At 74.3% G+C, this 23,096-nt stretch carries 19 protein-coding genes and 1 pseudogene; 13 read left to right on the top strand and 7 right to left on the bottom strand.

Annotated elements, in window-relative coordinates:
- The 6 genes and pseudogenes from OJ962_RS23105 to OJ962_RS23080 all read left to right on the top strand — a co-directional run.
- Window positions 1–1,043, top strand: a pseudogene (locus tag OJ962_RS23105) (hypothetical protein); the annotation flags it as partial.
- The gene (locus OJ962_RS23100) at window positions 1,040–6,076 is read left to right on the top strand and encodes a hypothetical protein (RefSeq protein ID WP_202953267.1); all 5,037 of its coding nucleotides are present in this window, start codon (window positions 1,040–1,042) and stop codon (window positions 6,074–6,076) included. The pseudogene OJ962_RS23105 and the gene OJ962_RS23100, both read left to right, overlap by 4 nt.
- Window positions 6,073–7,617, top strand: a complete 1,545-nt coding sequence (locus OJ962_RS23095; RefSeq protein ID WP_202953268.1) for a hypothetical protein — start codon at window positions 6,073–6,075, stop codon at window positions 7,615–7,617. The genes OJ962_RS23100 and OJ962_RS23095 overlap by 4 nt, the downstream gene beginning before the upstream one ends.
- Window position 7,618: 1 nt before the next feature.
- The gene (locus OJ962_RS23090) at window positions 7,619–9,955 is read left to right on the top strand and encodes a hypothetical protein (RefSeq protein WP_202953269.1); all 2,337 of its coding nucleotides are present in this window, start codon (window positions 7,619–7,621) and stop codon (window positions 9,953–9,955) included.
- A 39-nt stretch (window positions 9,956–9,994) separates the two neighbouring features.
- The gene (locus OJ962_RS23085) at window positions 9,995–10,372 is read left to right on the top strand and encodes a BlaI/MecI/CopY family transcriptional regulator (protein ID WP_202953270.1); all 378 of its coding nucleotides are present in this window, start codon (window positions 9,995–9,997) and stop codon (window positions 10,370–10,372) included.
- Window positions 10,365–11,174, top strand: coding sequence for a M56 family metallopeptidase (locus OJ962_RS23080; protein ID WP_202953271.1), 810 nt, complete (start codon window positions 10,365–10,367; stop codon window positions 11,172–11,174). The genes OJ962_RS23085 and OJ962_RS23080 overlap by 8 nt, the downstream gene beginning before the upstream one ends.
- On the opposite strand, the gene OJ962_RS23075 is transcribed toward OJ962_RS23080, so the two are convergent.
- On the bottom strand, window positions 11,171–12,532 hold the full coding sequence (locus OJ962_RS23075) for a fenitrothion hydrolase (protein ID WP_202953272.1): 1,362 nt from the start codon (window positions 12,530–12,532) through the stop codon (window positions 11,171–11,173). The genes OJ962_RS23080 and OJ962_RS23075 overlap by 4 nt on opposite strands.
- A gap of 133 nt (window positions 12,533–12,665) precedes the next feature.
- Here OJ962_RS23075 and OJ962_RS23070 point away from each other — a divergent pair, with 133 nt between their 5' ends.
- The 3 genes from OJ962_RS23070 to OJ962_RS23060 are packed head-to-tail and all read left to right on the top strand — an operon-like array spanning window position 12,666 to window position 16,550.
- The gene (locus OJ962_RS23070) at window positions 12,666–15,371 is read left to right on the top strand and encodes a family 16 glycoside hydrolase (protein WP_202953273.1); all 2,706 of its coding nucleotides are present in this window, start codon (window positions 12,666–12,668) and stop codon (window positions 15,369–15,371) included.
- A 20-nt stretch (window positions 15,372–15,391) separates the two neighbouring features.
- A complete protein-coding gene (locus OJ962_RS23065) occupies window positions 15,392–16,066 on the top strand; it encodes an AIM24 family protein (protein WP_238930993.1) in 675 nt (224 codons plus the stop codon).
- Between the two features lie 58 nt (window positions 16,067–16,124).
- Complete coding sequence (locus OJ962_RS23060; RefSeq protein ID WP_202953274.1) at window positions 16,125–16,550, top strand: hypothetical protein; 426 nt, start codon at window positions 16,125–16,127, stop codon at window positions 16,548–16,550.
- Window positions 16,551–16,591: 41 nt separating this feature from the next.
- On the opposite strand, the gene OJ962_RS23055 is transcribed toward OJ962_RS23060, so the two are convergent.
- The 3 genes from OJ962_RS23055 to OJ962_RS23045 form a co-directional block, all read right to left on the bottom strand.
- Entirely contained in the window at window positions 16,592–16,774 is a 183-nt protein-coding gene (locus tag OJ962_RS23055) for a hypothetical protein (protein ID WP_202953275.1), read from the bottom strand.
- A 75-nt stretch (window positions 16,775–16,849) separates the two neighbouring features.
- Window positions 16,850–17,689 carry a universal stress protein gene (locus OJ962_RS23050; protein WP_202953276.1) on the bottom strand — a complete coding sequence of 280 codons (840 nt, stop codon included), beginning with the start codon at window positions 17,687–17,689 and terminating at the stop codon, window positions 16,850–16,852.
- Window positions 17,686–18,891: a low temperature requirement protein A gene (locus OJ962_RS23045; RefSeq protein ID WP_202953277.1), complete on the bottom strand. Its 1,206-nt coding sequence runs from the start codon at window positions 18,889–18,891 to the stop codon at window positions 17,686–17,688. Before OJ962_RS23045 ends, OJ962_RS23050 begins: the two co-directional genes overlap by 4 nt.
- Window positions 18,892–18,995: 104 nt before the next feature.
- Between OJ962_RS23045 and OJ962_RS23040 the strand changes: the two genes are divergently transcribed.
- From OJ962_RS23040 to OJ962_RS23025, 4 genes are read left to right on the top strand one after another with little or no spacing between them, the layout of a single operon-like run.
- Window positions 18,996–19,754: an SDR family oxidoreductase gene (locus OJ962_RS23040; protein ID WP_270006631.1), complete on the top strand. Its 759-nt coding sequence runs from the start codon at window positions 18,996–18,998 to the stop codon at window positions 19,752–19,754.
- A gap of 3 nt (window positions 19,755–19,757) precedes the next feature.
- Window positions 19,758–19,976 (top strand): hypothetical protein, encoded by a 219-nt coding sequence (locus tag OJ962_RS23035; protein WP_202953279.1) that lies wholly within the window; start codon window positions 19,758–19,760, stop codon window positions 19,974–19,976.
- Between the two features lie 5 nt (window positions 19,977–19,981).
- Entirely contained in the window at window positions 19,982–20,230 is a 249-nt protein-coding gene (locus OJ962_RS23030; RefSeq protein ID WP_270006630.1) for a hypothetical protein, read from the top strand.
- Window positions 20,227–20,967, top strand: a complete 741-nt coding sequence (locus OJ962_RS23025) for an ornithine carbamoyltransferase (RefSeq protein ID WP_202953281.1) — start codon at window positions 20,227–20,229, stop codon at window positions 20,965–20,967. The genes OJ962_RS23030 and OJ962_RS23025 overlap by 4 nt, the downstream gene beginning before the upstream one ends.
- A 41-nt stretch (window positions 20,968–21,008) precedes the next feature.
- Here OJ962_RS23025 and OJ962_RS23020 read toward each other — a convergent pair whose 3' ends face one another.
- From OJ962_RS23020 to OJ962_RS23010, 3 genes are read right to left on the bottom strand one after another with little or no spacing between them, the layout of a single operon-like run.
- Window positions 21,009–22,247 carry a peroxidase family protein gene (locus tag OJ962_RS23020; RefSeq protein WP_202953282.1) on the bottom strand — a complete coding sequence of 413 codons (1,239 nt, stop codon included), beginning with the start codon at window positions 22,245–22,247 and terminating at the stop codon, window positions 21,009–21,011.
- Window positions 22,244–22,840 (bottom strand): sigma-70 family RNA polymerase sigma factor, encoded by a 597-nt coding sequence (locus OJ962_RS23015; RefSeq protein WP_202953283.1) that lies wholly within the window; start codon window positions 22,838–22,840, stop codon window positions 22,244–22,246. The genes OJ962_RS23020 and OJ962_RS23015 overlap by 4 nt, the downstream gene beginning before the upstream one ends.
- Complete coding sequence (locus OJ962_RS23010; protein WP_202953284.1) at window positions 22,837–23,076, bottom strand: hypothetical protein; 240 nt, start codon at window positions 23,074–23,076, stop codon at window positions 22,837–22,839. Before OJ962_RS23010 ends, OJ962_RS23015 begins: the two co-directional genes overlap by 4 nt.
- Window positions 23,077–23,096 lie beyond the last annotated feature (20 nt).

The following is a 23,096-nucleotide window of genomic DNA, read 5'->3' as shown; positions in this document are numbered from 1 at the left end:
CCGCGACGACGACGGACGGCGGTGCCGCCACCGGCGCGGCGACGCGGCGGCGCGCCGCCACCGCGACGCCCCTCTCCGCGTCGACCCACGCGGCGGTGGCCTCCGCGCCGAGCGTGTCTCGGCCCGCGCTCGCCGCGGCCGCCCTGCGCACGCAGCTGCTCGCGCGGCTCGCGCCCGAGACGACCGTGCTCGCCCGCACGCAGGCGGCGATCGCCGCGCCCGCGGGCACGTGGACGCGGCCCGACCCGCTCGCGCCCGCCGAGGTCGGTCCGAAGTTCACGGAGCCGATGTACGACGGGCTGCTGCGCACGGCGCCGGAGCTGTTCCTGCCGGGCGTGAAGGCGCTCGAGCTGGACGGGGTGGCGCTGCTGGAGACGACGCCGGCCGTGATCGAGGCGTACATGGCCGGGCTCAACCACGAGCTCAGCCGCGAGCTGCTGTGGCGGGAGTTCCCGGCGCCGCTCGCGAGCACCGCGTTCCGCCAGTTCTGGGAGGGCGACGCGCCGGACATCCCCGCGCTCGCGAGCTGGGGCGACACCGCGCTCGGCACGCACCTGCGGGGCGGCGCGCAGCAGATCGTCCTGCTGGTCCGAGGCGAGCTGCTGCGGCGCTTCCCGACGACCACGATTTACGCCGCCGAAGCCACGGCGACCGGCACGCTCGACCCCGCCACGCGCACCGCGCCGCTGTTCCGGGCCACCGTGGGCGAGGACATCGTCTGCCTCGGCTTCCCGCTCAGCGAGGAGAAGGTCCTCGGCGGCGCGGGCTGGTACTTCGTGTTCGAGCAGTACGCGGGCGACCCGCGGTTCGGGTTCGACGACACCGCCGCGCCCGGCGTGCCGAAGACGCCGGACCAGCTCGCGTGGGAGCACGTCGCGCTCGACGCTTCGGGCCACGCCGACGTCAGCCAGCCGATCAACGCGTCGGCCAACGTCCAGGGCGCGTGGGGCAAGAACGCCGCCGCCACCGCGTCCCTGACCTTCCAGCAGCCGTTCCGCGTCGCGCTGCACGCGTCGCGGCTGATCACGAGGAGCGCCTCATGACCGATCTCGCGGCGATCGCCACGGCGCGCGCCAAGGGCCAGAGCGCCGAGGCCGAGGCGCTCGTGCTGGCCGACAAGCTCGTGGCCGCGAAGGCCGACCGGCGCCAACTGCGCAAGGACCTGGCCGAGCTGCCCGGCCGCATCGCCACCATCCAGCAGGCGCTCAACGAGGCGCAGGCGCGCATCGCGGCCGCCACGACCGCCCGCGCCAACGCCCAGGCCGAGTACGACCAAGCGTCCGCCGCCGCCGACGCGGCCGACGCCGCCGCGGATGAGGCCCAGCTGAACGCCGACGCGGCGGCCGAAGAAGTCGAGCTGATGCTGTCGGACCCCGAGAACCGCCCGCCGGCCTCGGTGATCGCGGCCGCGCAGCGGCGCGCCCAGGCCGCCGCGCGGGCCGCCACCCAAGCCCGCAGCCACGCCACGGCCGCGCACAACACGGCGGGCGCGAAGTTCACGGCGCTGACCGCCGCGGACGCCGAGGTCGCCGCCGCCAACGCCCAGCGCACCACGACCCAGCAGCAGCTCACCGCCGCCCAGCAGCAGCTCGCCGCCCAGCAGGGCCGCCAGAGCGCGGTGGAGGCCCTGCCCGGCACGCTCAGCACGCAGATCGCGGCGCAGCGCCCGAAGATTGCCACGGCCTGGCAGCAGTGGGAGCAGCTGGTGCCGACGGCGAACCCGGCCGACGTCACGGCGCCCGAGGACCTCGCGGCGCTGATCGGCACCGACCTGCCGCTCGCCCTGCTGCCCGTCCGCCTCGAGACGCGTTTCGACCAGGGCCAGCTGCTCGTGCGCGTCTACCCCGACAGCCTGCACGTGGACGCGCACGAGCCCGAGCTCACCGCGGACGAGATCGCCTGGGGCAAGCGCTACCTCGAGCAGGAGCAGGCCGCGGGCATCACCGCGCCCGCGACGCTCGAGGCCTGGCGCGCCCTGGCCGACCGCTACGGCGCGCCGCGCGCGGCCTGGATCGCCCGCGCCGCCGCCGTTCCCGCGCCCCCGCAGAAGGCCGCCGCGTGGACGCGCGCCGCGCGCACGAACGTGCTCCCCGACCGCTGGATCGTGCTCGGCTACCGCGCCGGCACCCGTCGTTTCGCCGTGCTCGGCAGGCCGATCCCGGACACGCTCGCGCTCGGCCCCGACCCCTCCGCCACACCCGACCCGGCGCAGCCGCTCGGTCCCGACGCGCAGTGGCTCGTCGACTTCGACCAGGCGGTCGCGCGCGGCATGGCCGTCCGCGTCGCCGCCGACCCCGAGGGCTACGACCGCGTGCTCGTGCTCGGCCTGCGCGCCTCGCTCGACGGCACCCAGAGCGCGCAGCGGCTCGCGCACCTGCTCGACGCCCACCACTACACGGACGGGCTCGCCGTGCTCGGCCCGGGCGTCGCCACCAACAACACCGACACGGTCCGCTCGGGCTGGAGCACCACGGGCGAGGACCCCGCCGTCGTGCTCAAGCACGAGCGCGGCCCGGCGCTGACGGCCTCGCCCAACTCCGACGGGGCGCTCACCGCGCGGGCGCTCGGCGTCGCCGTCGAGCCGTTCACGCACGCGACCGGCGCGCAGGGCGCGTCGGTGGTCAACGAGCGCAACCTGCGCACCGCGCTGTGGCCGGCGACCTGGGGGCACCTGCTCGACCAGCTCACGGACGAGCTGTCCGACGAGACGGTCGCGACCGCCCGCGCGCACTTCCTCACGAGCGTCGCTGCGGGCGGCGGCTTGCCCGCGCTGCGGTTGGGCCGCCAGCCGTACGGCGTGCTGCCCGCGATCAGCCTCAGCCAGTGGCGCCAGTACGACCCGGCGGCGCTCGACGAGCAGCTGGTCCCGCTGCTGCGCAACCTCGCGCCGACGTGGCGCGCGGCGCTCGGCACCATCCCCCGCCTCGCGCCCGGCACCGACCTCGCGACGTTCCTGGCCACCGCGGTGTCGATGAGCCCGCACTCGCTGCGCCACTCCATCCGCGGCGTCACCACGCCGTCGCCGGACGCGCTCACGTTCGCCCGCGTCGCGCAGGCCCTCGCCCCGCTGCGCGCGCTCAACCTCGATCTGCAGCCCGAGCTCGCCCACGCCGTGTTCGAGAGCGCCGCGACCGAGCTCACCGGCCCGCTCGTGACCGCCCAACCCGGCGATGCGCCGATGCCGACCGGCGCCAGCTTCATCGCCTGGCTCGCGGCCAGCGGCCTCGACGCCCTGCGCACGGGCACGCCCCCGGCCGGCGCCAACGCGCTGCTGTTCGTCCTGCTGCGCCACGCGCTGCTGCGCACGTACGCGCTCACCGCGCTCAGGATCGCCAAGGCCCGCGGGATCTCCGAGCCGGATGAGGGGGACACGTACGCGCGGCTGCTCGCGCCGCTGGAAGGCGTCACCGCCACCGGTCAGACGCTCGGCCAGCACCTCGACGCCGCCCGCGCCGCCAACAGCGCCGCCGGCTCGCCCGCCGCCGCCCAGCTCACCGAGCTGATGGAGGTCCACGGCGCGCTCCGCCAACTGATCAGCCTCCCGACCGCCACCCTCGGCCGGCTCACCGGCGGCGTGCTCGACCTCGCCTCGCACCGCCTCGACGCCTGGGTGACCGGCCAGGCCACGCGCAAGTTGACCGCGCTGCGGGCCAAGAAGCCCGCCGGCGTGCGGCTCGGCGGCTACGGGGTGCTGGAGAACGTCAAGCCGACGATCACCGCGGGCGCGAGCCACGGCTACATCCACGCGCCCTCGCTCGGGCAGGCCACAACCGCGGCCGTCCTGCGTTCCGGCCACCTCGCCCACGAGGGCGAGGCGCTGCAGCTGGACCTCTCCTCCCGCCGCGTCCGGCTCGCGCTCGCGCTGCTGGACGGCGTGCGCGCCGGCCAGCCGCTCGGCGCGCTGCTCGGCTACCGGCTCGAGCGCGGGCTGCACGAGCACCACCCGAGCCTCAGCCTCGACCGCTATGTCGCGCCGCTGCGCAAGCTCGCCCCGCTCGACGACCTCACCGCCGCCGAACACGACCTCGCCGTCGCGCAGCAGGGCCAGCAGGAGGCGACCGGCGTGCTGGCCCAGACCCAGCAGCAGCTCTCCGCCGACCGGGCCGCCCACGACGCGGCGACCGCGCAGGTCAACAACGCGCAGAGCCTGGTCAGCGGCGCCCAGACGCACGCGAACGCGCTCGCGGCGCAGCTGCAGTCGGCCCGTGACGACCTCGCGCGCCTCCGAGCCACGCCCGTGGGCGGCTTCCCGGGGCGCACGGACTGGCTCGCCGCCGTCGCCGCGGCCGAGAACCGGATCCGGCTGCTCGAGCCGCAGGTGACCGCCGCCAACGGGCACGTGACCAACCTCGGCGTGGCGCTCGCCAATGCGCGCTCCCAGCAGACGCTGGCCGCGCAGGCGGTGGCGCAGCGCGAGCAGGAGATCCTGACCCGCCAGGCCGAGGTCACGGCGGCCACGAGCGCGGTCACGGCCGCGCAGGCGCGCGTGGACGAGCTCAAGCAGGCGCGGCCCCGCGTGTCCGAGGCGGTGCGCGCGAGCAACGTCGCCGACGGGCTCGGGCTGCGCCAGCGGTGGCGGGCGGGCAAGGCCGCCAACCGCTGGGACGACACGACGATCCCGTTCGGCAAGGCCGGGCTCCCGCCGCTGTCGGGCGCCGACGGGCAGGCCGTGTTCGCCGAGCTGGCCGCGCTCGACGACGCCGTCGACGCGCTCGCCGATGTGCTCGTCGCCGAGAGCGTGCACCAGCTCACGCAGGGCAACGCGCAGAGCGCGGGCGCAACCGTCGACGCGCTCTCGCGCGGGGAGGCCCAGCCGCCCGAGATCGAGGTGGTGCGCACGCCGCGCTCGGGCACGGCGGTCACGCACCGGCTGCTGATCCTCGCCGACGCGGCGCCGTCGACCGGCTGGCCGACCGACGACACGCAGGTGCGCGCGAAGGTCGAGCCCGCGCTGGAGGCCTGGGCGGCGTCCGTGCTGGGCCCGGCCAACCGCGTTCGCGTGCGCGTGCAGCGCGGCGACACGATCGAGGACACCGACCTCAGCGCGCTCAAGCTGTCCGCGCTCGACGTGCTCGCGCTCCAGGACGCCGACATCGAGGCGCGCTTCGGCGGGGAGCTGCTCGCCGCCCCCCCGACGCCCGGCTCGCTCACGCTCGACGAGTTCTTCGAGCTGGCCCGCGCGACACGCGAGCTCGTCGACGGCGCCCGCCCGCTCGACGCCCGCGACCTCGCGCTGCCGAACCCGGACGGCGCCACGGGCATCGACACCGCCGACCTCGCCGCCCGCGCCGCGATCGCGGCCGCCGCGCTCGACCACCCGGGCCGCGCCGCCGCGCTCGGCATCACCACGCCCGAGGAGCTCGACCGCCGCCGCAAGGCCGTGGCCGCGGCCACGACCGACGCCGAGCGCGTCGCGGCCGTGCTCGGCGACGGCTTCCGGCTGCTGCCCAAGGTCACCGCACCGGACTTCAGCCTCACCGCCAGCACGGAGCTGCAGGCCGGCGACCCGCTGGCGGCCGTGACCTGGCTGCAGCGCGCCGCGCACGTGCGCGACGGCGCCTCCCGGCTGGAGTCCGCGCTGCTCGGCGCCGAAGCGACCTCCAGCCCGGCGAAGCTGAGCCTGAAGGTGGCGCAGCTCCCGCGTGCGACCGCGGACCGCTGGGTCGGACTGCCCGGACCCGCGACCGGCGGGAAGGTCAGCCTCGTCGTCCAGACCAGCGGCGCGCCGCAGCCCAAGCTCGCCGGGCTCGTGGTCGACGAATGGGCCGAGGTGATTCCGGACGCGTCCCAGATGACCGGCGTCGCGTTCCACGTCCCCCAGCCGGCCGCGCGGGCGCCGCAGGCGATCCTGCTCGCGGTCGCGCCCGACGAGGGCCGCGTCTGGAGCCTGAGCGCGCTCGAGGCGACCGTCCTGGAGACGCTCGAGCTCGCCCGGCTGCGCCTGGTCGACGCCGAGGCGCTGGCGGCGACGCCGCCCTCCGCGACGCGGCTCGGCCACTACCTGCCCGCGACCTACGTGGCGTCCGGGCCGTCCGACACGGTGACCAGCGACCTCACGGCGGTGATGAGCACATGACGACTTGGGAACGGCTGGAGCCCAGCTCGCGCGACCGCGAGCTCGCCCCGGGGCTCGAAGCCCGCCTGCACGACCCGCTGTGGCTGCTCGGCCGCCAGTGGCAGTTCGGCGAGCACGCCGCCGGCGCGACCGGCAGCGCGATCACGGCCGAGGTGACCGCCTCGGTGGCGCCGATCACGACGCTGCGCCACGGCCTGAACGGCACCGCGCAGCCGTACGCCGTGGGCGGCGCGCCGCTGGAGGCGTTGGTCGAGGCCGACGACGTGCACGCCGCGCCGACCCGCCGCTCCCGCGTGCGCGCCGGCCAGCACTTCGAGCGCCTGCTGACCGCACGCAACCTGGCCCGCTACGTCGCGACGTTCCGCAGCGCGTACCCGCTGGGCGGCGACGGCCTGTTCGCGGGGCGCGCGATCGACGGCGTCGCGCTCGCGGCCGACGTCCGCGCCAACCGCCCGCTGCCCGCCGCCGTCACCGCCGCCGACCGGCCCGCGGTCACGGCCGCCGCACAGGCGTGGCTGACGTGGCTGAACGGCCTCGTCATGAGCGGCTCGCTCGCGGGCTGGCAGCCCGACCGGCTCGAGTACGCGTTCGCCACCGGCTCCCCCGACGGCGTCACGCTCGAGGCCGAGGAGTACACGGACGGCCGTCTGGACTGGCACTCGTTCACGGCCAAGGGCACGCCGACGGCGGCCGGACGCACGACGCTCGGCCCGCTGACCGTCGTCCCGAGCGCGGTGACCTTCCCCGGCATGCCCGCCTCCCGGCTGTGGGAGTTCGAGGACGCGCGCGTGAACGCCGGCGGGATCGAGGCCGAGGCGACCGACCTCGGGCGGATGCTGCTGACCGGGTTCGCGCTCGTCTACGGCGCGGACTGGATGGTCGTGCCGCTCGAGCTCCCGCTCGGCTCGCTCGCCCGCATCACCAAGCTCGACGTGCGCGACACGTTCGGGCGCGTGACCACGGTCGGCCGCACCGCGCCGGACGGCGACTGGAGCATGTTCGCCCTCACCGGCGCGACCGACGGCGCGCTGTTGGTCGCGCCCGCGCTCGCTCAGAGCCTGCACGGCCGCGACGTCGAAGAGGTGCTGCTGCTGCGCGATGAGGCCGCGAACCTGGCGTGGGCGGTCGAGCGCTCGCTCGAAGGCCCCGACGGCCGCCCGCAGGACCAGGCGCAGCGCGCGCACGAGGGCGTCGAGCCCGAGCCGCCGAAGGCGCGCCCGGACGACGTGCTGCCCTACCGCCTGCGCACCGACCCGCCGCCGTACTGGTTCCCGCTGTTCCCGCAGCGCGCGGCGGCGAGCAACCCGTCGATGAGCTTCAAGCTCGGCGGCGCGCCGCGCGGCCGCGTGCTCACCCCGCTCGCGAGCGACCCGAACCTGCGCCTGCGCGAGGACGAGGTCCCGCGCGAGGGCGCGCGCGTCACCCGCGCCTATCAGCTGGCCCGCTGGATCGACGGCGGGACGTACCTCTGGCTGGGCCGGCGCAAGGCCGTCGGCCGCGGCGAGGGGTCCAGCGGCCTGCACTTCGACCTCACGGACTGAGATGGCCCAACAACTCTTCAACCGGCTCAACGCCGTCTACACCGACGCGCCGTGGCGGACGATCGCGGCGCGGCCGAAGGACTGGCCCAAGAACAGCACCGGGACGCGGATCGCCGACGTCAAGACGCTGGTCGTGCACGAGACGGCCGGCTGGTCGGGACGCCGCAACGGCGAGGAGATGTTCGAGGGCGAGTACCTGCCCGGCAAGGGGCGGCACAAGGGCCTGACGACGCAGCTCTACATCGCGGGCGACGGCACCGTGATGCTCGGGATGGAGCTGCCGCGCAAGTCCGCGCACGCGAACTTCGTCAACGGCTGGGCGCTCGGCTGCGAGACCGGCCATGGCTGGGGCAACTTCAAGCACACCGCGCACATCGGGCCGTGGACCACGACGGACGAGACGTTGGTCGACGACCCGGACAACCCGGGCAAGAAGAAGCCGGGCCCGACCAACGGCAACCTGATCCCGCTCCGGGCCAAGCCCTCCAACCACTGGATCGCGCTCAGCGGCGACGGCACGCTCGAGTCCGAGGCCGACGACGACCTGCCCGGCCTGAAGTTCTACATCCGCGTCAAGGACTTCCCCGGCGAGATCGTGCTCGGCACCTGGACGACGGGCCGCTACGTCGGCCCGTGGCGCCAGCAGCTGCGCGTCCCCGAGATGGTGTTCAACGAGCACCAGTACCGCTCGTGGGCGCTGCTCGCGCGTTACGTCGCCGAGCAGCACCTGCTGCCGCGGAACTTCTCGCTGTACCCGTGGAAGAACCGCTCCGGCGGCTTCGGGGACGCCGGCACGGGACACCACGGCATGCTCGACGACGCGGGGCGGTTCGCGCAGATCGTGCTCGCCGACGAGGGCCTGTCGCGCTCGCCGCAGACGTTCGGGCTGCCCGCCGGCACCGTCCTGACCGAGGCCGCGCTGCAGGCCACCTACCCGGGTGGCAACCGGCCGTTCGAGCCGGCGGTCAAGCCCGTCCCGGCCACCCCGACCACGCCCGCGAAGCCCGGCAAGCCCGCCGTGCCGCGGCGCAACGCCCACTGGACGGCGCTGTTCAACGTCTTCCGCGGCTTCCACGCGCACGGCTACTCGGGCGATCCGAACCTCGGCGACGACCATGACTGCCCCGGGCCGATGTTCGACTGGCACCGCTTCGCGCGCGAGGTGTGGGACTGGTGGTGGTGGCCGTTCGACCTCGACGCCGCCGCGCCGGAGACCGCGGCCGCCGCGCGCCCGTACTCGCTCGCCAGCCGCGACGGCAACACGCCGCTGAAGGAGTACTTCTGGGGCACGCCGGCCGCGACCGTGCAGGGCCGCGCCCGGCCCGGCCTGCACGGGGCCAGCGGGTCCCCGCGCACGTTCGAGCTCCCGCAGACCGCGCGCGTGTACGCGATGGCCAACGGCGAGCTCGTCGCCGCTCGCTTCCCGGCCGAGGGTGCGGGCGCGAGCCTCGCCTTCGTGCTCGTCCGCCACGAGCTCTACCACCGGCTCGACGAGCGCCCGCCGGCGCCCACCGCGACCCCACCCGTGTTCGCGAACCGGATCGACTACAACATCCCGCCGACCACGGTCTACTCGCTCTACATCCACCTCGGCCGCCCGCCCGGGATGCGCTTCGACCGGGTCGTCCCGGAGAACCCGGAGTGGTTGAACCGCGTGCTCGCGCGCAAGAAGGAGTGCGAGGTGGGCACGGCGTTCCGCACGTCGGCGCGCGGTGCCGCGATCCCGCTCTCGCACTGGGACGGGCGCCCGCCCGGCGCCGGAGATCGGCCGTCGTTGCTGTCCGGCTGGTTCGCCGACAACGCCGCGCTCGGCCCGTTCCTGGAGCGGCTGCGCACCGGCATGGTCGCGGTCGCCCCGCAGGAGCCGAACACGCTGCCGATCCGGGTCCTGCTCGGCGACTACCTCGGCCACGCCGGCCCGATCGGCGGCGGGCGCCGCGGCGTACGGGTCGAGGTGTTCTCGACCACGGCGCTGCCGGACTTCACCGCCGTGGACACGACGACCACCACCCGCGGGTGGACGCCCCCGGCGGGCGCCGCCGCGCCGGTGGTCCGCTACGCCTCCGAGTGGGCGCGCACGCCGACGGGCGCCGAGGCCACCGCGCTACAGGCCTCGGGTGCCGACCTGGCGCTCGTGAACTGGTGGCGTGAGATCCAGCCCGCGACGCTCAACCCGCGCCTGCCGGCCGACGCGCACCTGGACTTCAACGGCGTCGTCCACCACTACGACCCGCTGTCCTTCCTGCCGTGGATCAACCAGCGCACGTGGCGCAGCGAGTGGCCGAAGTACCGCGCGACGGACCCGGCCGGCATCCCCGCCGCACCGCGCCCGCGCTGAGCCACCAACTACACGCCTCGTCGGTAGCCTGTGGCGGCGATGGCCGGCCATCCGCCGCTGCACGAGCTCGAGACCAAGATCATGGCCGCCGTGTGGGAGCAGGGCGAGGCGACCGTGCGGTCGGTGACGGACGCGCTGGCCGACGATCCGGACGGCCCGCGGTCCTACACGACGATCCTCACGGTGATGGTCCGGCTGGACCGCAAAGGCTTCCTGGACCGTCGGCGAGAAGGCAAGAAGGACGTGTACGCGGCGGCCGTCGACCGCGAGGCGTACATGCGCGCCCGCTCGGAGGTCGAGGTCGACGCGCTGGTGGACGCCTACGGTGACCTGGCGTTGACGGAGTTCGCCCGCCGCTTCGACCAACTCACGCCCGCTCATCAGCGCGCCCTGCGGCGTCGCGCCCGCGGTGGCTGAGCGCCGGCACCTGCTGCGGCTCGAGCTCGCCGTCTGCGCGCTCGTGGCGTCCGTGCCGCTCACCCTGCTCGTCGTCGGCCTCGACGCGCTGCGCTTCCACGACGACGCGTGGCGCTTCGCGGTGCTGGCCTTCGAAGCGCTCGCGCTCGCGGTGACGGGCGCGTCGCTGACGCGGCAGCTCGCGCGTCAACGGGCCTTCGCGCGGCGCCTGCCGACCCGCCCGCGTACGATCCTCGGCACGCCCGTCCTGCTTGTCCGCAGCCGCCGGCCGCTCGCGTTCACGCTCGGCGCGCTGCGGCCCCGGATCGTCGTCTCCGACGCGCTGATCGACCTGCTCGACGACCGTGAGCTGGCGAGCGTGCTGGCGCACGAGCGCCATCACGCGCGTCGGCGCGACCCGCTCCGGCGGGCGTGCGTGCGGGCGATCGGCGACGGCTTCTGGTTCGTGCCCGGGCTGCGCGGCGCCGTGCGCGCGCATGCGGCGCTGTCCGAGCTCGCGGCCGACGCCGTCGCGATCCGCAGCGTGGGCGCGCGGCCGCTCGCCGGGGCGCTGATTGTGTTCGAGGACCACGGCCCGGCCCACGCCGGCGCTTCGCCCGAACGCGTCCGCCACGTGCTGGGCGAGCTCGGCCGGCCCGCGAACGCACTCGGGCTGGGAGCTGCCGCGGCCGTCCTGCTGACGCTCGCGAGCGCAGCCGTGTACCCGGTGGACCTGTGCCTCGCGCTCGGCGCACCGCTCGCGCTGCTGGGGGCCGCGCTGGCGTGCGTGCCGGCCGGGCTCGCCGGCCGCCTCGTGCCTTAGCCCTCCGCCGCTTCGGACAGCAGCCAGAGCGCGAGCACGGTGAACGTGATCATGATCGCCAGCATCCACCGCTGCGAGCGCAGCGCGCGTCCGGGGTCCCCGTAGAGCACGAGCGCGCGGTCGTGCGCGAGCGCCAGCGCCGCCACGTGGCCCGTGACCACGAAGCCGGTCTGGAGGTACCAGAACGCCTCCGCGCTGAGCACGCCGAGGTCGATCTGGCCGCCGGCCGCGCCGAACAGGTCCCAGCCCTCCCCCAGCGGGTCCGACGCGCGCGGCAGGATCAGCTGGCCCTGGAAGACCAGCAGGCTCACGTAGTGCGCGGCGGCGTACGCGAGCCCGATCGGCACCAGCGAAGGCGCGAACCGGCGCGCCAGCTCGCGCGTCGAGAATCGCCGCTCGACCGTGTGCGCGCCGCTCATCGCGAGCGCGTAGAGCCCGCAGATCGCGAGGACGATCAGCCACATGCCAACCGCCCACACCAGCTCGACGGCCGCGCGCGGGCTCACGCCGGCGTCGATCAAGGAGCCGATGATCCCGCGCGTGTTCGACAGCCACGTCGGCCCGGCGCTCAGCCCGTCGAACGTGACGGTCCCGATCATCACCATCACGACCGCGACCAGCCCGGACTGCGCGCCGAGCTGCGCGAGCCCGGATAGCAGGGGCCGCACGCCGATCTGCCGCCCGCGCCGCTCGAACGCCGACAGGCGCGAGAACAGGTTGAAGTACACGCCGAACGCCTCGCCGCGGCGCGACCAGGTGTCCACGCCGAAGACCCCCATCGCGATCCAGGTCACGGCGGAATAGACCAGCGCGGCGATCGCGATCGTGCCCGGGCGGTCGCCGCGCGCGGAGATCAGCTCCAGCGCGGCGAAGCACAGCAGGCCGACCGCCGCGGGGTAGTAGCCCAGCCGCGCCGGGTACGCCAGCGGCTCGGCGCCGACGCCGCGGAACGCCCAGCCGACGGCGCGGCCCACGGCCCGCCACGGATTGAACGCCGCGAACACGTCGCCGAACAGCACGCTGAGCGGCACGAACCCGAGCCAGAACGCGACGTAGACGAACGTCGGCGCGAGGTTCTCCCCCGGGATCTGCGTGCCGAGCAGGCCGGAGGCGATGACCGCGAGCAACAGCACGACACCGAGCGCGCCGCACGCGATCTCCACGGCCCGGCTCGTGAGGACGCGCGAGACCGCGTCCGGCAGCGGTCGGAAGCGGTCGCCCGCGAAGCGCGGCGTCGACCACGCCGCGCCGAGCCCGGCGAACGACAGCGCCACGACCGCGGCCGTGCACCAGGCGAACAGCCAGAACGGGATCGGCAGGTCGGCCCTGCCGACCAGCCCGTGGGCGAGCAACCACATCTACTACGAGTGTAGTTGTGAGCGCGCTCAGACAACCGTCGGAGGAAGGCGGTCGCGTTACCGGCATCTGCCCGTACCACCGCGGCCCCGTGCGCCCGTAGCGTTGCGCACAAAGAGCGACGAGGGGGAAGCGATGTCGTGGAGATGGGTGTGCGTGGCCGTGGCGATGCTCGTCAGCGCGGTGGTGGCGTGGCCGGCGCAGGCGGCGCCACCGGACGCGCCGACCGCCTGCCGCGTGGACCGTCCCGACGGGCTGTTCCCGGGCGACTACGTCAACGACTGGGACACGAACCTGCACCACGGGCTCAACAGCGACTGGACCAAGCAGGTCCGGCCGATCGGGACCGTGAAGGCGCTGATGATCTTCGTCGACTTCCCCGACGCCAAGGCCGAGGACGCGAACCCGAACCAGCAGGGGCGCGACTGGCGCAACCCCCAGTCCTACTGGGATTTCCTCGCGCCGTCGGTCGACATGTTCAAGCTGGCCTCCAACGGGCGCTTCGACCTCGACGTCGACCTCGCGCCGCAGTGGCACCGGATGGATGAGCCGTCGACGGCCTACGGCATGACGCGCTCGACGTTCTCGATCGCCAACCAGAAGAAGTACGCACGCGCGGCGGTGCTCAAGGCCGATCCGCACGTGAACTTCGCGGGCTACGACCTCGTCTACATCATGCCGCCGCGCAACGCGACGCAGATCGCGTTCTCGCCGGAGCTCAACCTCTACAGCGACCAGATCGCCGTCGACGGGACGATCGTCAAGAACGGCGCCACCTACGGCCAGGACATGTTCACCTGGGGCCCGAAGATCGTCAATCACGAGACGGGGCACGCGATCTCGCTGCCGGAGTCCTACAACGGCTCGGGCACCGGCGCGACCCACCTGTGGGTCGGCGGCTGGGACCTGATGGGCAACATCCTCGGCCACGCGCCGGAGTTCATGGCCTGGAACAAGTGGAAGCTCGGCTGGCTCGACGACCCGGACTTCGGCTGCCTGGCGTCCGACGGGACGGCCGAGTACACGCTCTCCCCCGTCTCCACGCCTCCGGACGGCGTGACCAAGAAGGGCGTCGTGATCCGCACCTCGCCGACGAGCGCGGTGGTCGCGGAGCTACGTGCGCCGGTCGGGTTGGACGCGACGACGACCGCCACGCCCGGCGCCAGCCGCATGTGCGACTGGGGCGTGCTGCTGTACCGGGTCAACGTCACCGTCCTGAACTCCTACGGGTCGATCAAGGTCATCGACGCGCAGCCGGGCTCCACGGGCGGCGGCTGCACGAACGAGGTGGACATCGCGACGCTCGGCAAGGGCCAGGGCGACGGACCCGCGCAGTTCACCGACCCGGAGACCGGCACGCAGTTCGAGGTGCTCGACATCCAGGACGGCGTGTCCGCGCAGCTGCGCGTGACGCGCGCGGTGACGCGCTTCGAGGCCACGCCGACCGCGCCGCTGTCGGTGCAGGTCATGGGCGCGCAGTTCGCCGCGCCGGCGAGCGCCAGCTACCACTGGGCCTTCGGCGACGGGACGACGGGTGAGGGCGCGACCGCGACGCACGCCTACGCCGCGCCGGGCCGCTACCCGGTGACGCTGACCGTGCGCGACGGCGACACCGTGTTCGGCACCGCGACCAAGGACGTCACGGCCTACGCGGCGCCCAGCGGCACGGTCGCGGTCCGCACCGCGCGGGCGGTTGCCGGCGGCACGACGACCGTCGACGCGCAGGCGTCCGCGGGCGGCCAGGACATGACCTTCGAGATCACGCGCGCCGGCGTCCAGGTCGCGCGGGAAGTGGTCCCGCTCGACGCGCAGGGCCGCGCGAGCTACACGTACTCGTCCCCGGTCGCCGCCACCGACATGGTCACCGCGTGCGTGGACGCAAGCCAGACGTGCGGGACCGGCGCGGTGGCGTGGGACTTCCGCACCGGCGCGGTCGCGGAGCTGTGGGACGGCGAGACGCTCGCGGGCTGGAGCGCGCTCGGCGCCGGCGCCTTCGCGCGCACTTATATGGCCTCGCTCGCGACCTCGGGCGGCGCGACGTCCGCGAACCCCGGCGTGCTCTGGTACAGCGCCCGCAGGTTCAAGGACTTCGAGTTGTCCGTGGACTACCGTGTCGCGGCAGTCGGCAATAACGGCGGCGTGCTGCTGCGCTTCCCGGCGCCGCAGTCCGTGGCCGACGCCGACTCGGGCTACCAGGTCGCGATCCTCGACAACGGCACCGCGGCGACGCGGACCGGCGCGATCACGCAGGAGCGCGGGGCGACGACGTTCGCGGCTTCGACGGCGACGAACTTCAAGCCCACGCGCGAGTGGAACACGCTCAACGTCCGCGCGGTCGGCAAGCACCTCGAGGTCCGCCTCAACGGGGTGCTCGTCAGCGAGTACCACGACGCGGTGCGCAACGGCGGCGAGGGGTTCATCGGCCTCGAGAACGCGACCAACAACGTCATGTACCGCAATGTCCGGGTGCGTGAGGTGTTCGGGGGCGAGGTCGGCGGCACCGTGCCGGCGACGCTCGCGCTGTCGCTCGGCGCCGTGGCCCCGTTCGCCCCGTTCACGCCGGGCGTCGAGCAGGACTACTCCACCATGGGCGCGGCCACGGTGACCAGCACCGCGGGCGACGCGACGCTGGCCGTGAGCGACCCGGGTCACATGACCAACGGCGCGTTCTCGCTCGCCGAGCCGCTGCGCGTGGAGCTGGCGAAGGCGGCCTGGACGGGTCCGACGTCGAACGAGTCGGTCGCTCTGACGTTCCGGCAGCTGATCAAGCGCACCGATCCGCTGCGCACCGGCACGTACTCCAAGACGCTGACGTTCACTCTGTCCACCACGAACCCGTAGGACGAACTAGGCTCGCCGGCATGGCCGACATGGGTGCACCATTGGATCAGTACGCCGAGGTCGAGACCGGCGAGCCGTTCACCTTGCAGAACCCCCGCCTGCTCAAGGTGGAGCTGTCCGAGACGACCGTGATGGCGCGCAACGGCGCGATGGTCGCCTACCAGGGCGACGTGCGCTTCGAACACAAGGGCGGCGGGCTCGGCCGCATGCTCAAGAAGGCCGCCACCGGCGAGGGCCTGCGGCTGATGCAGGCCTCCGGCTCCGGCGAGCTGTTCCTGGCCAGCAACGCGATGCTCGTGCACGTCATCACGCTCAGCAACGACGGGCTGACCGTGAGCGGCGAGAACATCCTCGCGTTCGAGGCCGGGATCGACTGGGACATCACGCGCGTCAAGGGCGGCGCCTCGGGCATGCTCGCCGGCGGCCTGTTCAACGTCCACCTCAAGGGCTCAGGTCTGGTGGCGTTGCTGTCCGACGGCGAGCCGCTGCGCCTGGACGTCAGCGAGGCGCCGACGTTCGTGGACCCGCAGGCGGCGATCGCCTGGTCGGGCGGCGTCACGACCAACCTCAAGACCGACGTGCAGGCCAAGTCGCTGATCGGCCTCGGCTCGGGCGAGAGCGTCCAGCTCGCGCTCTCCGGCCAGGGCTGGGTGCTCGTGCAGCCGTCCGAGGGACGGCAGGTGGTCACTACCTGATCGACTCCGACGAAGGTCGCATGGAAACCCGGACCGGCCCTGGCGCACAGTGAGGGACATGAAGCAGCCGTTGCGTATCGCCATCATCGCCGCCGCCGCGCTCGCGTTCTGCGCGCCCGCCGCGTCGGCGCAGACGCGCCAGTACGAGGGGACGGTCGTCTCGGTCGACCGTGACTCCCGCACGTTCCGCATCCATGACTCCGAGCGGGGCACGATCCGCGTGCGCGTGACCGCCCGCACCCGCTTCGAGCGCATCTCCGGCTTCGCGGGCCTGCGCGCCGGCCTGCGCAACATCGAGACCGTGGTCACGCGCTCGGACGGGCGCTGGGTGGCGCTCGAGGTCGAGCGCTCGGGCGGCGGCGGGTCGCATGGCGGCTCCAACGACGACTCCGACGATGACGATCGCGGCCGCGGGCGCGGGTCCGACGACGACTCCGGCAACGACCGGGGCCGCGGGCGCGGACGCGGCAGCGACGACCGCTGAGCACCGGCGCGGGGAGCCGAGGCCGGCGCCCCGCACCCCGCTCACGGCCGGCCGAGCAGGACCGCGGAGAGCGTCTTGCCGGTGCCTGAGCTCGACGCCCCGAACGACCAGGACTCGATCGGAATGTGCTTGGAGTGGTCTTCGCCGGCGAACGCGGGCGCGGCCGGAAGCACGCTCAGGGCGACGAGCAGCCCGAGCGCGTATCTGGGGAGGAATCTGGACATCGGCGGACGCTATCCGGGCGCACACCGCGCTCGATAGCGAGCCAGCCACCCTCGTCGTGGCGGGAATCCGACAGGTCAGCGCACGACGAGGACCGGCCGCTCGGCGGCGTGGACCAGCGCCGTGGCGACGGAGCCGAGCATCGCCGCGGCCACCGCGCCGTGCCCCCGGGAGCCGACGAGGATCGCCGCCGCATCGATCGCCCGCGCGCCGACCAGCAGCTCGCCCGCCGCGTCGCGCAGCGTGTCGAGCGTGCGCGGCGTCGCGGCGAGCCCGAGCGCCCGGGCGTAGGCCGCGCCGGTGTCGGCCACGTCCTCCCCGGTCGGCTCCCAGAAGCCGCGCCGCGCGTGGGCGACCACGACCTCCCGGGTCCGGAGGTGCGTCGCGGCGAAGCGCAGTGCGCCCCGGGCCGGCTCGGACGCGTCGTAGCCGGCGAGGATCGGCCCTTCGGGTCGGTCAGCCGCTCCGGGCACGACGAGCAGCGGACGGTGGCCGTGGTGCAGCAGGCCGGCGGCCGTGGACCCGACCAGCGCACGCTGCAGCGCGCCGTCGCCGCGGGTGCCGCACACCACGATGTCCACATCGTCCTCGGCGGCGAGCGCGCGCAGCGCCCGCCACGGGCTCGCGCCCTCGACGACCGACGAGCTCGCCCGCAGGCCGGCGGCCCGAGCCGCCGCTTCACCCGCGGCGACGAGGGTCTCCCCCAGCTGCTCGTGCTCGGTGCGGAGGTGCGCGACGCCGTCGCGGATCATCGCGTCGGGCAGCGCGATGCGGGCCAGCGCGGCCGCCTCGAAGGTCGGCACGGGCGGCTGGACGGTGGCGATCACCGCCTCCGAGCCTCCGAACAGCGCCGCGGCGGCGTCGATCGCGGTGGTCGCGGCGGCGGAGCCGTCGTAGGCCAACAGCAGGCGGGTCATCGTGCCTCCAGGGGTTCGACGAGGACGGGCCACGCGTCGCGGTCCAGCGCGAGCGTCGCGGCGACCACGACCGCGCACACGAGCGCGAGCAGGCCGACGCTCACGGTCAGCGACGCGCCGACGAGCGGCACGAGCAGGACGGCGCCCGCGCCGCCGAGCATCACCGCCGGATGCAGCACGGGCCGCGCGATCAGCGGCACGTGCAGCCACCACACGAGGACCAGGAACGCGGCCACCGGGGCGGCGATCGCGTAGCCGATGGCGACCGTGGACGCGGCGACCTGGCCGCCGGCGTGCGCGACGGCCGCCTCCAGCCCGGCGCCGACCAGCGCGAGCGCCGCGAACACGCCGTAGTGCCCGTAACCCCACAGGTACGAGCGGTCGCGGCTGGCCGCGAGCCCGTCGCCGACGGGTTGCAGGAAGTACAGCCACCAGAGCGCGAACACGAGCACCAGCGCGGCCACGCCGACGGCGACCAGCGGCGCGCTCACGCCGTCGTCCGCCAGCGCGCGCTGCACGCCCATGAACGCCGCCAGCACGCTCTCGCCGAGCAGGATGATCGCGAACAGGCCGTAGCGCTCGGCGATGTGGTGCGGATGCCAGCTCGTCGGCCGCGCGCGCTCGGCCCACAGCGGCACCGCGAGCTCGAACGCGGTCAGCGCGCCGAAGAGCGCGAGCAGCCAGCCGTCGGACAGCTCGTCCGCCACCAGCAGGCGCGCGACCCAGCCCGCGTCGGCGAGCGTGATCCCGACGGCGTACCGGAGCGCCGTCCTGCGGCTCGCGGGGTCCTCGACCGCCGCCCGCAGCCACTGCGCGATCAGCCCCACGCGCATGACCAGGTAGCCGCTGGTCACGGCCGTGTAGTCGTTGTCCTCGAGCGCGGCCGGCACGCCCGCCGCGAGCACCAGCACGCCGGCCATCTGGACGAGCGTGAGCAGGCGGAACGCGACGTCGTCGGTGTCGAAGGAGGACGCGAACCAGGTGTGGTTCATCCACGCCCACCAGATCGCGAAGAACACCTGCAGGCACGGGACCAGCGCGTCGAGCGCGTGGCCGTCCTCCACGGCGTGGGCGAAGCGGCTGGTGAGCGCGGCGATCGCGACCACGAACGTGAGGTCGAAGAACAGCTCCAGCTGGGTCGCGGTGCGGTGCGGCTCGTCGATCGAGCGGGCGGTCATGCGCAGGCGAAGGGGTGGGCTCACACGGATCCCGACCGGACGGCGGCACCCGATGTGACATGTCACGGACCGCCGGGCTGTGCGGTCTCGCAGGGTGCAACCGCAACCACCAGAAAGGCTCGATCGACATGAAGATCGTCGTCATCGGCGGCACCGGCCTGATCGGCTCGCAGGTCGTCACCAAGCTCTCCGAGCACGGCCACGAGGCCGTCGCCGCGTCGCCCGACACGGGCGTGAACATCCTTACCGGCGAGGGCCTGGACGCGGCGCTCGCCGGTGCGGACGTCGTCGTCGACGTCTCCAATTCGCCGTCGTTCGAGGAGTCGGCCGTCGTCGAGTTCTTCGAGACCGCCACGAGCAAGCTGCTGGCCGCCGAGGCCACGGCCGGCGTCGGCCACCACGTGGCGCTGTCGGTGGTCGGCACCGAGCGCATGGCCGACAAGGGCTACTTCCGCGGCAAGGCCGTGCAGGAGGCGCTGATCCGCGGCTTCTCGGTCCCGTACTCGATCGTCCACGCCACCCAGTTCTTCGAGTTCCTGAAGGGCATCGCGCAGACGGCCACCGAGGGCGACAGCGTCCGGCTCCCGCCCGTCCTGTTCCAGCCCATGGCGTCCGAGGACGTCGCCAAGGCCGTCGCCCGCACCGCGGTCGGCGCGCCCGTGAACGGCATCGTCGAGGTCGCCGGCCCCGAGCCGTTCCGCATGGACGACCTGATCCGCCAGGCGCTCGCCGCCCGCAACGACCCGCGCACGGTGGTGAGCGACCCCAAGGCGCTGTACTTCGCCACCTACGAGGTCGACGACACCACGCTCATGCCCGGCCCGGACGCCCGCCTCGGCGACGTCCGCTTCCAGGACTGGCTCGACCGCCAGCTCGCGGCGGCGTAGACCATGCCCCGCGTCCGCGCCCTCGTCGTCAGCCCGGAAGAAGCCGTCGACGGCAACGCCGAGCTGTGGTGCGGCGGCGAGCTGCTCGCGATCACCGTGCTGCACGAAGGCCGCCTGCACCTGCGCCTCGATCCCCGGCGCGACGGCGAGCCGTGGCTGATCGACACCGAGACCCTCGCCGCCGCGCTGGACGACGCCACCCGGCAGATCGCCGCCTACTGATGGCCATGGTCGAGACCCAGAGCCATGCCGAGGAGGTCGTGTCCGAGGTCGAGGTCGCGGCCGGCGACGCCGTCCGCGGCGTCGAGCTGGCCGTCATCGCGCTGCTGGCGCTGCTCGTCAGCCCGCCGTTGCTGATCCTGCTGGTGATCGTGGTCGTCCCGACCGTGGCGCTGGGCCTCGTGGCCGCGGTCTTCGCGCTCCCGGTCATCGTGGCCCGGCACCTGCATGGACGCCGACTGGAGCAGAAGCGATGATCGCGACCGCCACCGAGCCGCGCTGCCTGCTCGGCATCGACGATCTCACGGCCGACGAGCTCGGCGCGCTGCTCGACCTCGCGGCCGTGATGAAGCGCCACCCGCTGGCCTGGCGGAGCACGCTCGCGGGCGGCGCGATCGCGTGCGTGTTCGAACACGCGGCGACGCGTGACCGGGTTTCGCTGGAGGTGGCCGTGCACCGGCTCGGCGCGTTGCCGGTCGTGCTGCAGCCGCGCGGCGACTCGATCGCGGACACGGCGCGGACACTGTCCGCGTACTGCGACGCGATCGCCGTGCACACCGGCCGTCACCGCGACCTGCTGGACCTGGTCGAGGCCTCGTCGGTGCCGGTGGTCAACGCGCTCACCGACCGCGCGCATCCGTGCCAGGCGCTGGCCGACTGCCTGGCGTTGCGGGAGCGCTTCGGCACGTTGGGCGGCCTGCAGATCGCGTACCCGGGTCCGCGCGAGCCGGCGATGCGGTCGCTGATCGAGGCCGCGACGCTGTCCGGCATGACCGTGCGGCTCGCGACGGCGCCGCCGCTGCTCCCGGACCCGGCGCTGCTCGCCCGTGCGGGCAGCGCCGTGCGCGTGTGCGAGACGCCGCAGGAGGCGATGAACGGCGCGGATGTCGTCTTCACCGCCGCCGGGCCGCGTCCGCCGGACGCGACGGCGAACCTGCTGCCGGTCGAGCAGGCCGTGCTGCGGACGCTCGTCACGGGCGACTGGGAGGCGTGAGCCGAGCGCTGCGGGCCGACATGCCGCCCGCAGCGCTGATCTCACTGCCCGAGGAGGAGGTCGGCGAGGGCGAACGGCCGCGCCGGCGTCCACTCCGGCTCGATCGCCCGGAAGGAGCCCGGGTCGGCGTCGATGATGCCCACGAGCACCTCGCCGACGATCCGGCCGCCGACCGGGCCGAGCTGGTCGCCGCCGTGCAGCACCTCGGCCTCTTTGAGGATGTAGAACCACAGCGGCGTCTCCGTGGTCCAGCCCAGGCCGATCTGCTCGGCGGGCAGCGGCTCCACGCCCAGCCGGCGCGCGATCGCCTCGCCCGAGGGGAGCCCGACCGCCTGGCCGCGCTGTAGGTCCCGGTTGGCCAGCGACGCGTAGTCGGTCCCGGGCCGCGCGCCCGAGATCTGGGTGGGCAGCGTGATCAGTGACGTCGGCAGGCGCACGTCCATGCGCTTGGCGCGCTGCTCGAGCGGCAACGCCCAGTCGATCGCGTGCTCCGGCGCGACCGTCCCGAAGCCCATCAGGTCCGGGAACAGCGGCACGGGGCCGAACGTCGCGTTGACCTGGTAGCGATGGCGGATCTGCGCGTGGCCGTAGCGGTACGCGGCGTCGGCGAACTCGAGCGGCACGTACGGCTCGTCGTCGGCGCGGTGGAGCCGCGGCCCGTCCTCGAGCAGCTCCGCGGTCAGCGGCGCGCCGATCAGCCCGGGCAGGAACTCGCGCAGGATGACGTGCTGGTAGTGCCACGTGAGCTCGCGCCGGGCGGCGGCGAACACATCCGCCGCGCCTTCCGCCCGCAGGCGATCCACGAACCGGTTGTGCAGGCGGATGAACGCCACCGCCATCTGGCTGGTGAACAGGTTCGCGTCGTTGCGCGGGTCGCCGACCAGCGCGATGCCCTCGTGGTTGCGCGGGACGTCGACGCCGGAGGCGGAGAGCAGCAGCTTGGCCGGGTCGTCGCTGCGGTACAGGTACGGCTCCCCCACCGGCCCGGCGCCGTACAAGGCCTCCAGGTCCGCCCGCGGTGTGCGGGCGTTGAGCAGGCGCGCGGGATCGGCGCGATCGACCAGCGGTGAGCGGTCCGCGGTGATGTCGTGCGCGAGGAACTGACCGAAGAACGGCCACACCGCCGCGACGGCCGAATCGGTGTCCTGCGCGCAGTCCTCGCCGAGATCGCACGGGCCGCCCGGCCGGCCGAGCGCGTGCAGGGCTTCGGGGTCGACGTGCAGCGGCGCCAGATCCGCGAAGAACGAGCGGTAGCTCGGGTGCGCCAGCGGCGCGGTCATGCCGCGAGCTCGCGCTCGAGCCGCGGGAGGTCGCCGGTGCGCGCAGCGGCGACGAACGCTTCGACGAGCCGCGCGTGCGTGCCGGGATCGGCGGTCCCGTGCGGTTCGCCGTCGAGCCGGCGGCGCGCGCGCCTCGCGACCTGGCGGACGTTGGCCTCGCTGAGGCCGACGACCTCCGAGATCCGCCGGTGCGGGTAGTCGAACGCCTCCCGCAGCACGTACACCGCGCGCTCGGTCGGCGACAGCGTCTCGCACACCGTCGCCAGCGCGTGAGCGACCGCCTCGCCGCGCTCGGCGTCGCGCACGGGATCGGCGGCCGCGTCGACGATCTCGGGCGAGGACGCCCCGAAGTCCGTCTCGTGGCGCACCCGCGCCGAGCCACCGACGTTGAGCGCGAGCCGCGCCGTGGTGGTCGTCAGGAACGCTGTCGGGTCACGCACGACGCTGCGGTCGCTCTCCTGCCAGCGGACCCACGCGTCCTGGACGACGTCCTCGGCGTCCGCGGGGCCGCCCAGCACGCGCCGGGCGACGCCGACCAGGCGGTGGCGCACGTGCAGGAACGACACGGTGTCGGTGTCGGAGACGGCGCTCATGCGGAGGCCCGGCGGAGCATCGTCACGAGGCCGGCGGCGAGGGCCGTGACGGCGGCGAACGCCGCCACGGTCCCCAGCGCGAGCACGAACGCGGCGCTCAACATCACGCCGACCAGCAGCCACGGCACGACGAAGAACAGGATCGGCGGGCCGTAGATGGCGACCGAGCAGAGCAGCGGCATGATCTCGCCGAGCTCGGCGCCGACGGTGGGGGCTTTGGACTGGGTTGGGCTCATGCCGCGAGCCTCCTCCGCCT

The organism is Solirubrobacter deserti (genome assembly GCF_027587175.1).
GTDB classification, from domain to species: Bacteria; Actinomycetota; Thermoleophilia; order Solirubrobacterales; family Solirubrobacteraceae; genus Solirubrobacter; species Solirubrobacter deserti.
This window is presented reverse-complemented; position numbering and strand designations above follow the sequence as displayed.

Coding starts and splice junctions, on each gene's coding strand:
- OJ962_RS23015 (WP_202953283.1), bottom strand. CDS start 22,840: ATGAGCGCCGTCTCCGACACCGACACCGTGTCGTTCCTGCACGTGCGC.
- OJ962_RS23055 (WP_202953275.1), bottom strand. CDS start 16,774: ATGTCCAGATTCCTCCCCAGATACGCGCTCGGGCTGCTCGTCGCCCTG.
- OJ962_RS23075 (WP_202953272.1), bottom strand. CDS start 12,532: ATGTGGTTGCTCGCCCACGGGCTGGTCGGCAGGGCCGACCTGCCGATC.
- OJ962_RS23065 (WP_238930993.1), top strand. CDS start 15,392: ATGGCCGACATGGGTGCACCATTGGATCAGTACGCCGAGGTCGAGACC.
- OJ962_RS23025 (WP_202953281.1), top strand. CDS start 20,227: ATGATCGCGACCGCCACCGAGCCGCGCTGCCTGCTCGGCATCGACGAT.
- OJ962_RS23040 (WP_270006631.1), top strand. CDS start 18,996: ATGAAGATCGTCGTCATCGGCGGCACCGGCCTGATCGGCTCGCAGGTC.
- OJ962_RS23050 (WP_202953276.1), bottom strand. CDS start 17,689: ATGACCCGCCTGCTGTTGGCCTACGACGGCTCCGCCGCCGCGACCACC.
- OJ962_RS23035 (WP_202953279.1), top strand. CDS start 19,758: ATGCCCCGCGTCCGCGCCCTCGTCGTCAGCCCGGAAGAAGCCGTCGAC.
- OJ962_RS23060 (WP_202953274.1), top strand. CDS start 16,125: ATGAAGCAGCCGTTGCGTATCGCCATCATCGCCGCCGCCGCGCTCGCG.
- OJ962_RS23070 (WP_202953273.1), top strand. CDS start 12,666: ATGTCGTGGAGATGGGTGTGCGTGGCCGTGGCGATGCTCGTCAGCGCG.
- OJ962_RS23085 (WP_202953270.1), top strand. CDS start 9,995: ATGGCCGGCCATCCGCCGCTGCACGAGCTCGAGACCAAGATCATGGCC.
- OJ962_RS23095 (WP_202953268.1), top strand. CDS start 6,073: ATGACGACTTGGGAACGGCTGGAGCCCAGCTCGCGCGACCGCGAGCTC.
- OJ962_RS23010 (WP_202953284.1), bottom strand. CDS start 23,076: ATGAGCCCAACCCAGTCCAAAGCCCCCACCGTCGGCGCCGAGCTCGGC.
- OJ962_RS23020 (WP_202953282.1), bottom strand. CDS start 22,247: ATGACCGCGCCGCTGGCGCACCCGAGCTACCGCTCGTTCTTCGCGGAT.
- OJ962_RS23090 (WP_202953269.1), top strand. CDS start 7,619: ATGGCCCAACAACTCTTCAACCGGCTCAACGCCGTCTACACCGACGCG.
- OJ962_RS23100 (WP_202953267.1), top strand. CDS start 1,040: ATGACCGATCTCGCGGCGATCGCCACGGCGCGCGCCAAGGGCCAGAGC.
- OJ962_RS23030 (WP_270006630.1), top strand. CDS start 19,982: ATGGTCGAGACCCAGAGCCATGCCGAGGAGGTCGTGTCCGAGGTCGAG.